Here is a 12,824-nt window from a genome sequence, read left to right as displayed (position 1 = left end):
CATAAATGGCGGCTAGGGTGTGCGGATGAAAGATCCGGCTTCGCGCAAGATCGCCTCGGGTATGCCCTTGGCACGCATTGATTTCCATACGCCGGCTATGCAACGCCATCGCCGGGTGCGAGCACTCGTCGATCGCCTGACCCAGGGTTACGTTTGGGTGGGCGGCCTAGCCGTACTCGCGGCCATTACCTTGATCTTCTTTTATCTGGCTTATGTAGTTGCGCCGCTGTTCCAAGGTGCAAGCCTTACGGCAAAGGCGCCGCTTTCACCACCTTGGCTCGCCGATGCGGGGCAGCCTGTGCTGCTAACGCTTGAGGAGCAGAATCGCCTGGCCATGCGCGTGTCCGCACAAGGCGAAGTCGTCTTTTTCAGCACCCGCGATGGCTCTGTGGTCAGCCGGGTGCAATTGCCGATTCCAGCAGGCGTGACAGTTGCTTCCGTATCCCAGGACCCGCCCGGCAAAGGGCTGGTTGCATTGGGCCTGGGCAATGGCCAAGTGCTGATCTTTCGGCACCAGTACCAGACCCTATGGCCAGATAACCATAAAACCATCGCGCCTTCAGTGGAGTACCCCTACGGGCGGGCACTGTTTACGTTGAATGAGCAGGGCCATCCCGTACAGCATGTGAGCCTGAGCGCTACTGATGACAGTGTGGTACTGGCCGGCACGGACAACGCGACCTTGCAGGTGCTGACCCTGGCACCGGATGCCACAGGCACCTGGGTACAGCACCCCGTGGTTCTGCCACAGCTGACCGCCTCTGTGCAGGCCCTCTATATCGATCCCCGTCAGCAGTGGTTGTACGTGATAAACGGGCGCGCCTATGCCGATGTGTTTGACTTGCCCAAACGCGCCCTCAATGGCCGCTACAAGCTGTTGGAAGGCGCAGACGCCAGGGTTACCGCCAGTGCGCAACTGGTAGGCGGCGTTTCACTGTTGGTGGGCAGCGATACTGGGACCCTAGGGCAGTGGTTCATGACCCGTGACCCAGACGGTGAGCCTCGTTTGAGCCATATCCGCGACTTTCGCCTTGGCACTGCGCCGATTGCCCGCATTCGGGCCGAGCAGCGCCGCAAAGGCTTTATCGCGCTGGACGAAAGCGGCCGGTTGGGCGTGTTTCACAGTACGGCGCACCGGACGTTGCTGGCGGAGCCTGTGATCGACAGCGCAGGCCTGTTGGCACTCTCGCCGCGGGCGGACCGGGTGATGATAGAAACCCAAGGCGAGCTGCATCGGTTCAACGTGCACAACCCTCACCCGGAGGTCTCCTGGAGCGCCCTGTGGGACAAGGTGTGGTACGAGCATTACAACGCGCCTGAATACCTATGGCAGTCCACAGCGGCGAACGCGGATTTCGAGCCCAAATTGAGCCTGGCGCCCCTGGCGTTTGGCACATTGAAGGCAGCGTTTTACGCCATGTTGTTGGCGGCGCCCCTTGCGGTTGCGGCGGCTGTATACACCGCCTACTTCATGGCCCCAGGCATGCGCCGCAAGGTCAAGCCGGTAATCGAACTGATGGAGGCCATGCCTACCGTTATCCTTGGGTTGATTGCTGGCCTGGTGCTGGCGCCCTTCGTGGAAAGCCACCTGCCCGGCCTGTTCAGCCTCCTGCTTGTAACACCGTTGGGCATTTTGCTGTTCGGGCTGCTCTGGAGCCGCATGCCGCTGCGGCTTCGCCTAAGTGTGCCAGAGGGATGGGAAAGTGCCTTGCTCATACCCGTGATCCTGGTCATAGGCATAAGCTCGCTTACCGTGAGCCCCTGGCTCGAACACCTTCTGTTTGACGGCGACATGCGCCATTGGCTCAGCAATGCCTTGGGCCTGGCGTTCGACCAGCGCAATGCCTTGGTGGTGGGTTTTGCCATGGGCTTTGCAGTCATTCCCACGATTTACTCCATTGCCGAGGATGCGGTGTTCAGCGTGCCACGCAGCCTCACGTTCGGCTCGCTGGCATTAGGCGCTACACCTTGGCAAACCCTTACGCGGGTGGTGCTGCTGACGGCCAGCCCTGGCATCTTTTCGGCGCTGATGATTGGCATGGGCCGCGCGGTAGGGGAAACCATGATTGTGCTCATGGCCACGGGTAACACGCCCATCATGGACCTGAACCTGTTGGAGGGCATGCGTACGCTGGCGGCCAACGTTGCCATAGAGATGCCGGAGTCTGAAGTAGGCAGTAGCCATTACCGCGTGCTGTTCCTTGCCGCCTTGGTGTTGCTGTTGTTTACCTTTGTAATGAATACCGTGGCGGAGCTGATCCGCCAACGGTTACGCAAGCAGTATTCGTCACTGTGAGCAGGGATAGCGCCGTGAGCAAGGTTTCCCCTTCGGCCTGGGTGCGCAGTGGTGCTCCCGGCGTATGGCTCAGCGCGGGTGCTGTGTCAGTGGCCTTAATCATGACCCTCGGGCTGCTGGCACTTATCGCCATACGCGGGCTAGGCCACTTCTGGCCCGCGGACCTGATGCAAGCGTCCTATGAAGCACCCGGCCAGCCGGCGGTCTCTCTGATTGGCGAAGTGATACAGCAGGAACAGGTGCCACCACCACGTGAAGCCGGCTCGCTGTCGGCTGGCCAACGCGAGGCCACTGATACCCGGGCCTTGATCAAGACCGGCAACCGTGACCTGGGCGGCAATGATTTCAATTGGGTGGTGACCCGTTGGCTGGCCCACCCTGCATATCCTCCCGAACTGGTATCGCTGGAACGCCAAGCCTGGGGAAATGCCTACGGGCGCATAACCGACCTTCGCGAAGCGGGCCGGGTAGTGGCGGAAGGCGAAGAGGCCTGGGCCCAGTTGCCGGCCCGGCTCGCGCGGGCTCAGGCTTTGAACGCACAGCTGAGCCAGCTTGAAAAAAACGAGGTGGGCGGCATCAATCACGCGCTTGAGCGGTTGCGGCTGCAAAGCCGAAGCCTTGAACTCAAAGGGCAGCTAAGCGACATGGCGCAAGCCGATATCGCCACTGAGCGCAGCGCACTCAACGCCCGCTACCAAGGGCTTGAAGCCCAGTTGAACGACCTGAGGCAACAGGCTTCCCGAGACAGCCTCACCCTGAGCGATGCACAAGGGCGGCTGCTTGAGGTTAATTTAAGCGACGTACTTAACGCTTACCGGCCCAATGCCATGGGCGTGTTGGAAAAGGCCCGTTTTTATATCAGCAAACTGTGGGCGTTCCTAAGTACGGCCCCACGGGAGGCCAATACCGAAGGCGGGGTGTTCCCGGCAATTTTCGGAACGGTCATGATGACATTGCTGATGGCAGTCGTGGTGACGCCGTTTGGCGTGCTGGCGGCCGTGTATTTGCGTGAATATGCCAACCAAGGCTGGATGACACGCCTGATACGCATTGCCGTGAACAACCTGGCAGGTGTGCCGGCGATTGTATACGGGGTATTCGGCCTGGGCTTTTTCGTTTACGTGCTCGGCGGCTCGCTGGACCGGCTGTTCTTCCCGGAAGCATTGCCAGCCCCCACATTGGGCACCCCTGGCCTGCTTTGGGCATCTTTGACACTGGCGCTACTGGCAGTCCCCGTGGTCATCGTGGCAACCGAGGAGGGGTTGGCCCGCATTCCTCGCTCCTTGCGCGAAGGCTCCTTGGCCCTGGGTGCTACCAAGGCCGAAACCCTGTGGAAAATCGTATTGCCCATGGCCAGCCCGGCAATCATGACAGGGTTGATCCTGGCGGTTGCACGGGCGGCAGGTGAGGTGGCGCCCCTGATGCTGGTGGGGGTGGTGAAGCTGGCGCCTTCCTTGCCCGTAGACGGCAATTACCCTTACCTGCACTTGGACCAGAAGATCATGCACCTGGGCTTTCACATTTACGACGTGGGCTTTCAAAGCCCCAACGTGGAAGCAGCGCGCCCGCTCGTCTATGCCACGGCGTTGCTGCTGGTCCTGATCATCGCCCTGTTGAATCTCGCCGCCGTCGCATTACGTAATCACCTTCGTGAAAAATACCGAACCCTGGATACCTGACCTGTCAGGCCCTGTGAGGAAGACGCACTAGCGTATTGGAGCTTGCATGCAGCAACACAACCCTGGCCATGGGCCTGGCAGGCTGGCGACAGCCCGTAACACACCAGGCTCAGGCAGTGCCGCGCAGGCCATAGCGATCGAAGTGGCTGGCCTCAACCTGTATTACGGTGCCCAGCAGGCCTTGTTCGATATCGCGCTCAGCATCCCGCAGCGGCGAGTGACCTCGTTCATCGGCCCTTCTGGCTGTGGCAAGTCCACGCTGCTGCGTACGTTCAACCGCATGAACGACCTGGTGGACGATTGCCGCGTGGAGGGCGCTGTCAGCCTCTACGGTCATGATATCTACCGAAAGGGTGAGGACGTTGCCGAACTGCGCCGTCGGGTAGGGATGGTGTTTCAAAAGCCCAACCCCTTTCCCAAGACGGTCTACGAAAACGTGGTGTATGGCCTACGTATCCAGGGCGTCAGGAAAAAGCGTGTATTGGATGACGCCGTGGAATGGGCCTTGCGGGGGGCTGCCTTGTGGGATGAGGTGAAGGACCGTATGCATGAGTCTGCGCTAGGGCTGTCAGGCGGGCAGCAGCAGCGCCTGGTCATTGCTCGCACGATTGCCGTGGAGCCTGAAGTATTGCTGCTGGATGAGCCCTGCTCGGCACTGGACCCCATTTCCACGCTGAAAGTGGAAGAGCTGATCTACGAATTGAAAACACGCTTCACTATCGTAATCGTGACTCACAACATGCAGCAGGCCGCCAGGGTATCGGATTTCACGGCGTTCATGCACATGGGCAAGCTGGTCGAGTTTGGTGATACCGACCGCATGTTTACCAACCCGAAGAAGCGGCAGACCGAGGACTACATCACTGGCCGCTACGGTTGAATGGGCGTCACCGCTACTGCATCGAACCTGTTGTCGCCAACCCTTTGGTATCAAGGACCTGACCCATGATCGACAAACTGAGCCTCAACCACCACATTTCTCAACAGTTCAATGCAGAGCTGGAGGAAGTTCGCAGCCACCTGCTGGCCATGGGCGGGCTGGTAGAAAAGCAAGTCAACGATGCTGTAAGCGCCTTGATCGAGGCAGATTCAGGCCTGGCACAGCAGGTGCGTGACCTGGACGACGAGATCAACCAGATGGAGCGCAATATCGATGAAGAATGCCTGCGCATCCTTGCGCGGCGCCAGCCTGCGGCTTCGGACCTGCGGCTCATCATCAGTATTTCCAAGTCGGTCATCGACCTTGAGCGCATTGGCGATGAGTCGACCAAGATCGCCCGCCGCGCCATTCAGCTGTGTGAAGAGGGCGAAGCACCCCGTGGCTACGTGGAGGTACGGCATATCGGCGACCAGGTGCTCAAGATGGTGCGCGACGCACTGGATGCCTTCGCCCGGTTCGATGCCGACCTGGCGCTGTCAGTGGCTCAGTACGACAAAACCATCGACCGGGAATACAAGACGGCCCTCCGTGAATTGGTGACTTACATGATGGAGGACCCACGGTCCATTTCCCGTGTATTGAATGTAATCTGGGCACTGCGCTCGCTGGAGCGTATTGGTGACCATGCGCGAAACATCTCCGAACTGGTGATTTACCTGGTGCAGGGCACAGATGTGCGCCATCTTGGCCTTGAGCGGATGAAAGAAGAAGTGCGCCGTAACACCGAACGGGCTAATGTTTCCCCACACGCTGACGATAAGTAGGTTTACCCGAGTAACGACGCCCGGCCTGTGCTGGGCGTTTTCGTTCATACTGGGAGCAGATTTTTAAGCATTCGCCGGCGGGCGTGTGGTCCGGGCGCATGGCGACGGAGCGCACGCTATGCTGTGCGGATGAATTTCAGGAGCCCTTAATGGCCAAGGTCAGTGTTCTGGTGGTGGATGACGCGCCTTTCATCCGCGATCTGGTAAAGAAATGTTTGCGCAACGCTTTCCCCGGCATGCAGATCGAGGATGCGGTCAATGGCCGCAAGGCCCAGGCCATGCTGTCCAAGGACACCTTTGACCTGATTCTCTGCGACTGGGAAATGCCGGAGATGACAGGGCTGGAGCTATTGAGCTGGTGCCGTGAGCAGGAACATACGAAGACCGTTCCCTTCATCATGGTAACCAGCCGTGGTGACAAGGAAAACGTGATTCAAGCCATTCAGGCAGGCGTATCGGATTTCGTGGGTAAACCGTTTACCAACGAACAACTGCTGACCAAGGTGAAGAAGGCTCTGCATCGTGCAGGCAAGCTCGAATCACTGATGAGCGGGCCAGGTTCGCGCCCGAATGCTTCAGCGTTCGCCAATGACTCCCTGGCAGCACTGACCAGTGCACGGCCGGAAGGCTCAGTGGCAGCCGCGCCAGCTCCTGCTCCCGCACCCACGCCAGCAGCAGCTGCTCGCCCTGCGGCGGCACCGGCGCCTTCAGCAAAGCCGGCGTCAGCGGGTAGCGGCCGAGGCCAAGGCCAGTTGCGCCTGGCCAGCGGCGGCGCCATGGCGTGTGTGATCAAGGCGCTGAGCCTTAAGGAAGCGCTGTTGGTGGTCAAGCGCACCGATGCCTTGCCCCAGATACTGGAGCAGGCTGTTCTGGACCTTGAGCAAGGGGACAATGAGGTCGCCCGGCTTAATGGCTACCTGCATGCTGTGGTCGCCTTTGAGCCAAAGCCAGATAGCGAATGGCTGCAGTTGACCTTCCGTTTCGTTGACCAGGATGCGCAGAAGCTGGACTACATCTCGCGCTTGATTGCTCGTGGTACCGTTCAGAAGCATTTCGTACCCGGGGCTTGAAGCGGTGGTAGGGCGCAGCCTGCTACCTGTGTTGTTCTGCGTAGCCTGCGGGTATGCCCAGGCGTCCGCTATCTACAAGTTTGTGGACAGCAAAGGCGTGGTCAACTACACCGACCGCGTTACGCCCGGTGCCAAACGGCTGGTATTCGAAGACCGTATGGTGGAGTCATTGGCGGGTCAGGTTCGTTTGAACACGCAGCGATCAGGCAATGCCGTGACCTACCAGGCGCAGAATGACCTGTATGCACCCGTAAGGGTGGAATTGCGCCTGGCCGGGCTGCGCAATACGGCGGGGCTACCTCTGAGCACCATCAGCCGAACCATCGCGCCGCGCTCTACGGTGACCCTCATAACCCTCGCGCCTGCCAAACCTGGCACACCTATTACCGGCACCCCCGTGTTTCACTATGCCCTCGGAGACCCTGCTACCAGCCCCAGCGCCTATCGCTACCCTTTCCCTTGGGTCGGTGGCCCGTTCCGCATCAGCCAGGGCCCTAATGGCCGTTTTAGCCATAACGGTGCACGCGGTCGTTATGCCATCGACATTGCCATGCCAGAAGGCACCCCCATTATCGCAGCGCGTGGCGGAACAGTGATCAAGGTGGAGAACAATCAGGGTGCGGACAGTGCACAACCATCCGGCAACTTTGTGCGCGTGCTGCATGGCGACGGCACCATGGGCGTTTACCTGCACTTGATGCGTGGTTCGATTACCGTGCGTGAAGGCGACAAAGTGATGGTAGGTTCGCCCCTTGGCCGATCGGGCAATACCGGCCACAGCACCGGGCCCCACCTGCACTTTGTCGTGCAGCGAAATACAGGGGCAGGGTTGGAGTCGATTCCTTACGAATTCGACAGCCCCATACAGGCGCTGCCGAATTTCGCAGTAGGGGGGCAGTGATCAGGTGATCTTGAGCACTTTGGCTAGCACGATCTTCGGGCCTTTCATCTTCTTGATGATAATGCGCAAGCCTTCGACCTCGATAACCTCTTCGTCCTCTGGCACCCGGTTGAGGCTGTCATAGACCAGGCCTGCCAAGGTTTCAGCCTCGATGTGGTCCAGATCCACGCCTAGCAGGCGTTCGACCTTGAACAGAGGAGTGTCGCCACGCACTAGCAGCTTGCCCGGCTGATAGGCCACGATCCCACGCTCGGCCTTGCGATGTTCGTCCTGAATGTCACCTACCAAGACTTCCAGCACGTCCTCCATGGTCAGGTAGCCGATCACATTGCCGTCAGCTTCCTCTACCAAGGCAAAGTGTGCCGCGCCTGTACGAAACTGTTCCAGCAACTCGGCCAGCGGCATGTGACGGGACACGCGCTCCAGGGGGCGGGTAAGCTCGGCCAGGTTGAACGACGCAGGCACGTGATCCAGTGCCGCCAACTCCAGCAGCAGGTCCTTGATGTGCAACAGGCCTACGAATTCACCACGGCTGCTGTCGTATACCGGGTAGCGGCTGTATTTGTGCCGGCGGAAGGTGGCGAGGATTTCCTTCAGTGGCGCTTCATATTCCAGCACGATCAGGTCTTCACGAGAATTGGCCCAATCCACCACTTCCAACTCGCCCATTTCCACAGCCGATGCCAGTACGCGCATGCCTTGGTCGCTTGGGTCCTGCCCACGGCTGGAGTGCAGAATCAGCTTGAGCTCTTCCCGGCTGTAGCTGTGCTCATGGTGCGGGCCGGGTTCCCCTTGGCCCGCGATGCGCAAGATACCATTGGCACTGGCGTTCAGCAGGTAGATGGCTGGGTACATGGCCCAGTAGAAGAGGTACAACGGTACGGCGGTCCATAAGGACAGCAGCTCAGGCTTTCGAATGGCCCAGGACTTGGGCGCCAGCTCGCCTACCACGATATGCAGGTAGGAAATCACAAAGAACGCTGTGAAGAACGAGGCCCCTTTGATCACTTCGGCCGATTCAACGCCCAAGGCGCCGAGCAGAGGCTCCAGCAGGTGTGCGAACGCCGGTTCACCGACCCAGCCAAGGCCCAGAGATGCCAGGGTGATACCCAGTTGGCAGGCTGACAGGTAGGCGTCCAGTTGGCTATGAACGGTACGCAGGATTTTGCCGCGCCACCCTTGTTTCTCGGCAATGGATTCAACCCGCGTGGCGCGTAGCTTGACCATGGCGAATTCTGCAGCAACGAAGAAGCCGTTGAGCAGGACGAGAAACAGGGCAAAAAGGATCATGCCGAAATCGGCGAAGAGTGCAGACAGCGATAACGCAGGGGAAGGGTCCATTGGGGACGTTTGGAATCCATGCTGATTAAGGAGGTTCGTACCCTCCGCGGGCACGAATGAAGCAATTTAGCGATTAGCCACACGGTTTGCCAGTGTTAAAACGTAGCCAACTCCTACAGAACGCTTGTGTCGCGTTCAGTTATCGCATTCGGCGGTCACTGCAAGCGCAGCGGGAAAATGGCAGGTAAAGGTGCTGCCTTTGCCGGGTACGCTGGTGATTTCCAGCGTACCTTTGTGGCGTAGCAATACATGCTTGACGATGGCCAGGCCCAACCCTGTACCGCCGGTGCTGGAGCTGCGGCTTGAGTCCACACGATAGAACCGTTCGGTGAGCCGCGGTATATGCTTGGGTTCGATCCCGATACCCGAGTCTTGGACGCTCAGGTGTGCACCGTGCTCATCCTGCCACCAGCGCACGTGAACCCGGCCTTTGTCTGGCGTGTATTTAATGCCGTTGAATACCAGGTTGGAGAACGCACTGCGCAGCTCCGGTTCGCTCCCCTTCATATGCAGGCCCGGTGAGGCCTCCAGCGTGACTTGGTGATGCCGCTCGCCAGACAACGCGGTGGCATCGTTGGCGATGCTCTGCAACAGGGTATTTACGTCTACGGGCTGGTTGTCAGAGGGGTAGTCGGTTGCTTCCAGCTTGGCTAGCAGCAACAGGTCGTTGAGCAAGGTTTGCATGCGGCTGCCTTGCTGCTGCATCTGCTGCAAGGCACGCAGCCAGCGCGGGTTGAGGTGGCCGGCATTGTCCAGCAAGGTTTCCAGGTAGCCCGTGATCACCGTCAGCGGTGTGCGCAGTTCGTGGGATACGTTTGCGATAAAGTCTTTGCGCATCTGCTCCAGCTGATGAATACGGGTGACATCGCGTACCACCATCAGGTGTTCGTTATTGCCATACCGGGTAATCATGAACTGAAGGCGCAAGCGGTCATTGAGGGGAGAAGGCATCTCCAGCGGCTCGGCATAATGCTCGGCTTCGAAGTACTCTTTGAACCGCGGGTGGCGTACCAGGTTGGTGATGGGCTGCCCGCCATCCTGGGGGGTCTTCAACCCCAGCAGGGTTTGGGCTGCACGGTTCCACCACTCCAGGTTGCCGTCGGCGTCCAGCATGACCACCGCTTCGCGCAAGGCGGCAGTGGATTCCTGCACGCGGTCGATAACGCCTTGCAAGCGTGCGCGTGCGCGGCTGTCCTTACGTTGCAGGTTATAAAGGGTGTCGAACACATCGCCCCAGAGCCCAGTGCCCTCAGGGGGTGGTTCGTCAGGTTGCTGGTGGCGAAGCCAGTGCTGAAGGCGAAGCAGGTGCCGCAGGGTGTGGGCCAGGTACAGGCCAAGGCCCAAGGCAAGGCAGAGGCCGTAATGGCTGGTAAGCAGCCCCAACAACAGGCATGCGCTGACCAGCAGCAGCAATTGGCGGAGCAGAACGGCGTGCCAGTTCCGGTTCAATGGGCAGTCAATCCTTTGCAGTGCCTGGCGGTTCAGCCTTTGGTGGAAAAGCGATACCCAGTCCCACGAACGGTCTGCACCAGGTTTTCATAAGCCTCTCCCAAGGCCTTGCGCAGCCGCCGGATATGCACATCCACCGTACGCTCTTCCACATAAACGTTGCCGCCCCAGACCTGGTCCAGTAACTGGCCACGGGTATAGGCGCGTTCCTGGTGGGTCATGAAGAACTGCAGCAGCCGGTATTCGGTAGGCCCCATGTCAGCAGGGCGGCCATCGATGGTGACACGGTGGCTGATAGGGTCCAGCAGAAGCCCGCCCACCTCGATGGGGGTTTCGTTGTCCGTGGCGCCTGCACGGCGCAGCACGGCCTTGAGGCGAGCCACCAGCTCCCGCGGGGAGAAGGGCTTGGTAATGTAGTCGTCGGCACCTACTTCCAGGCCTTGGATCTTGTTGTCTTCTTCGCCTTTGGCCGTAAGCATGATGATAGGGGTGCCGGCAGTGAGCTCGTCACGCTTGAGCCGGCGGGCCAGTTCGATGCCCGAGGTGCCTGGCAGCATCCAGTCCAGCAGGATGAGGTCTGGCTTGCGGTCCACGATAACAGCGTGGGCCTGTTGGCTGTTTTCCGCTTCCAGGCAGTCATAGCCGGCCATTTCCAGAGCGACGGCGATCATCTCGCGAATAGGTGCTTCGTCGTCGACGATGAGAATGCTTTTGCCAACCATGGTTTAACCTCAGCCTGTCCTGGATGTTGGGCTGCATTAGATAACGGAAATATTGCAGTCACATGACAGTCCCGGGAAGGGTAACAACTTATGAGCTGAGCGTTACAGCATTTCATGCACCTGAGCACGTGATTACGGGCGTTGTCTTAACGCGCGGCGTAGTCCAGCACAATGCCAACAAAGATTGCCATTCCGGCCCAGTGGTTGTGCAAAAAGGCTTTGAAGCATGCCAAGCGCTCCCGAGTGCGCGTATGCCAGGCTTCCCATACAAAGCAGGCCGCTGCTACCCCCAGCCCTGCGTGGAACCATCCCCCCAGCCCGAACGAGGTGCCGGCGAACAAGAGGCAGAGAATAGCCAACCCTTGAAGCAGGCCGATGATTCGCCTGTCCCAAGCCCCAAATAGAATCGCTGTGGATTTGACGCCTATACGCAGGTCGTCTTCTCGATCCGTCATCGCGTAGTACGTGTCGTAAGCCACGGTCCACAGCAGGTTCGCCAGGTACAGCCACCAGGCTGCCGCTGGTACATGGCCGGTTTGGGCTGTGAAAGCCATGGGCATGCCCCATGAGAAGGCAGCGCCCAATACAACCTGGGGGTAATAGGTGTACCGCTTCATGAAGGGGTAGCAGGCCGCCAGGGCTAACCCACCGAGCGACAGCGCCACGGTGGCGGTATTGGTACATAGCACCAGCAGGAAGCTCAGGCTTACCAGTAAGGCAAAGAACATCAGCGCCTCTGAGCTGCGTATTCTTCCACTCACCAAAGGCCGCTGTTCAGTGCGCTGTACATGGCCATCGACCTTGCGGTCGGCAAAATCGTTGATTACGCAGCCAGCTGCCCGCATCAGGACCACACCCACTACGAAGATAGCCAGGTTGCCAATCGAGGGCTGGCCATTGCCTGCAATCCACAACGCCCACAAGGTAGGCCACAACAGCAAATAGACACCGATGGGCTTGTCCAGGCGGGTGAGCTGGATGAAGTCCCACGCGCGTGGATGCAAGCGGTTCATGGCATGAAGCAGGCGCACGTACATCAGGGCGTCTCCAGGGAACAGGGCACTGCAGCCCAGAATTCAGGTAGGAACACTTCAGCCACCAGCAGGCTCAGCGTACCGCGATCAAAGCGCGAGCGACGTGCCCACGGGGGGGTATGCAATGGGTTGCCTGGGAGCAGGCCAGGTGGATACAGGCAGGTTTCGATCGGGCCTCGGGTGAACCCGCCTTCTACAAACAACAACTCGCCCAAGGATCGCGAACCCAGTACGGCCAGAGGAAAATCATGTTGGCCCAATGCCTGCTGGCCCGCCACGCTGCGGGCGAACACCCAAGGCGTGCCTCGACCATTGAGGAACACTTCGCGTACCCAGCCTTTTGTTCCTGGCACAAGGCCCAATGCCTGACATTCGTCTTCGCGCAGCTCGGCCAGCCCTTGCCGAAGAGGCGTTACCGAAAAATGACCGGCTGAAAGCTGTTTAAGCCGACACGTCAATGAACCTGTATCGAACAGCCAGTTCTGACACAGGGTATCGGCGGGCTTGGCAAGGTCTGCCCAGGCAGGCAGTCGAGGAAAATCGGCAGGCAGCGGCACGGTATGGGACATGGCAATAGGCAGGCCATGAGCTTAGCATGAATGGTCAGCGGCTCCAGTACCTGGCCAAA

The 12,824-nt window shown here is 59.4% G+C and carries 11 protein-coding genes; 6 read left to right on the top strand and 5 right to left on the bottom strand.

Features of this window, described 5'->3' with window-relative positions; all coding sequences use genetic code 11:
* Positions 1-25: 25 nt before the first annotated feature.
* The 6 genes from HBH25_RS08595 (at position 26) to HBH25_RS08570 (ending at position 7,650) form a co-directional block, all read left to right on the top strand.
* Complete coding sequence (locus HBH25_RS08595; RefSeq protein ID WP_168083473.1) at positions 26-2,296, top strand: ABC transporter permease subunit; 2,271 nt, start codon at positions 26-28, stop codon at positions 2,294-2,296.
* Positions 2,297-2,310: 14 nt separating this feature from the next.
* Positions 2,311-3,975 carry a phosphate ABC transporter permease PstA gene (gene pstA, locus HBH25_RS08590; protein WP_168083472.1) on the top strand — a complete coding sequence of 555 codons (1,665 nt, stop codon included), beginning with the start codon at positions 2,311-2,313 and terminating at the stop codon, positions 3,973-3,975.
* Positions 3,976-4,021: 46 nt separating this feature from the next.
* Positions 4,022-4,855 carry a phosphate ABC transporter ATP-binding protein PstB gene (gene pstB, locus HBH25_RS08585; RefSeq protein ID WP_168083471.1) on the top strand — a complete coding sequence of 278 codons (834 nt, stop codon included), beginning with the start codon at positions 4,022-4,024 and terminating at the stop codon, positions 4,853-4,855.
* Positions 4,856-4,920: 65 nt separating this feature from the next.
* The gene (gene phoU, locus HBH25_RS08580) at positions 4,921-5,679 is read left to right on the top strand and encodes a phosphate signaling complex protein PhoU (RefSeq protein ID WP_168083470.1); all 759 of its coding nucleotides are present in this window, start codon (positions 4,921-4,923) and stop codon (positions 5,677-5,679) included.
* 149 nt (positions 5,680-5,828) lie between these two features.
* Positions 5,829-6,749 (top strand): response regulator, encoded by a 921-nt coding sequence (locus HBH25_RS08575; RefSeq protein WP_168083469.1) that lies wholly within the window; start codon positions 5,829-5,831, stop codon positions 6,747-6,749.
* 4 nt (positions 6,750-6,753) lie between these two features.
* Entirely contained in the window at positions 6,754-7,650 is an 897-nt protein-coding gene (locus HBH25_RS08570) for a peptidoglycan DD-metalloendopeptidase family protein (protein WP_168083518.1), read from the top strand.
* Here HBH25_RS08570 and HBH25_RS08565 read toward each other — a convergent pair whose 3' ends face one another.
* The 5 genes from HBH25_RS08565 to HBH25_RS08545 all read right to left on the bottom strand — a co-directional run bounded on the left by HBH25_RS08565 (position 7,651) and on the right by HBH25_RS08545 (position 12,765).
* Entirely contained in the window at positions 7,651-8,991 is a 1,341-nt protein-coding gene (locus tag HBH25_RS08565) for a hemolysin family protein (RefSeq protein WP_168083468.1), read from the bottom strand.
* A 135-nt stretch (positions 8,992-9,126) separates the two neighbouring features.
* Complete coding sequence (gene phoR / locus HBH25_RS08560) at positions 9,127-10,440, bottom strand: phosphate regulon sensor histidine kinase PhoR (RefSeq protein ID WP_168083467.1); 1,314 nt, start codon at positions 10,438-10,440, stop codon at positions 9,127-9,129.
* A 32-nt stretch (positions 10,441-10,472) separates the two neighbouring features.
* The gene (gene phoB / locus HBH25_RS08555; RefSeq protein ID WP_168083466.1) at positions 10,473-11,162 is read right to left on the bottom strand and encodes a phosphate regulon transcriptional regulator PhoB; all 690 of its coding nucleotides are present in this window, start codon (positions 11,160-11,162) and stop codon (positions 10,473-10,475) included.
* A gap of 146 nt (positions 11,163-11,308) precedes the next feature.
* Positions 11,309-12,199 carry a 4-hydroxybenzoate octaprenyltransferase gene (gene ubiA / locus HBH25_RS08550; protein ID WP_168083465.1) on the bottom strand — a complete coding sequence of 297 codons (891 nt, stop codon included), beginning with the start codon at positions 12,197-12,199 and terminating at the stop codon, positions 11,309-11,311.
* Positions 12,199-12,765, bottom strand: coding sequence for a chorismate--pyruvate lyase family protein (locus tag HBH25_RS08545; protein WP_168083464.1), 567 nt, complete (start codon positions 12,763-12,765; stop codon positions 12,199-12,201). The genes ubiA and HBH25_RS08545 overlap by 1 nt, the downstream gene beginning before the upstream one ends.
* Between the last annotated feature and the right edge of the window lie 59 nt (positions 12,766-12,824).

The organism is Pseudomonas quercus (assembly GCF_012033695.1).
Classification (GTDB): domain Bacteria; phylum Pseudomonadota; class Gammaproteobacteria; order Pseudomonadales; family Pseudomonadaceae; genus Aquipseudomonas; species Aquipseudomonas quercus.
This window is presented reverse-complemented; position numbering and strand designations above follow the sequence as displayed.

What these genes read in the sequence shown, in the direction of transcription:
- HBH25_RS08595 (WP_168083473.1), top strand. Translation starts at nt 26, where the DNA reads ATGAAAGATCCGGCTTCGCGCAAGATCGCCTCGGGTATGCCCTTGGCA.
- pstB (WP_168083471.1), top strand. Translation starts at nt 4,022, where the DNA reads ATGCAGCAACACAACCCTGGCCATGGGCCTGGCAGGCTGGCGACAGCC.
- phoU (WP_168083470.1), top strand. Translation starts at nt 4,921, where the DNA reads ATGATCGACAAACTGAGCCTCAACCACCACATTTCTCAACAGTTCAAT.
- HBH25_RS08575 (WP_168083469.1), top strand. Translation starts at nt 5,829, where the DNA reads ATGGCCAAGGTCAGTGTTCTGGTGGTGGATGACGCGCCTTTCATCCGC.
- HBH25_RS08565 (WP_168083468.1), bottom strand. Translation starts at nt 8,991, where the DNA reads ATGGACCCTTCCCCTGCGTTATCGCTGTCTGCACTCTTCGCCGATTTC.
- phoB (WP_168083466.1), bottom strand. Translation starts at nt 11,162, where the DNA reads ATGGTTGGCAAAAGCATTCTCATCGTCGACGACGAAGCACCTATTCGC.
- ubiA (WP_168083465.1), bottom strand. Translation starts at nt 12,199, where the DNA reads ATGTACGTGCGCCTGCTTCATGCCATGAACCGCTTGCATCCACGCGCG.
- HBH25_RS08545 (WP_168083464.1), bottom strand. Translation starts at nt 12,765, where the DNA reads ATGTCCCATACCGTGCCGCTGCCTGCCGATTTTCCTCGACTGCCTGCC.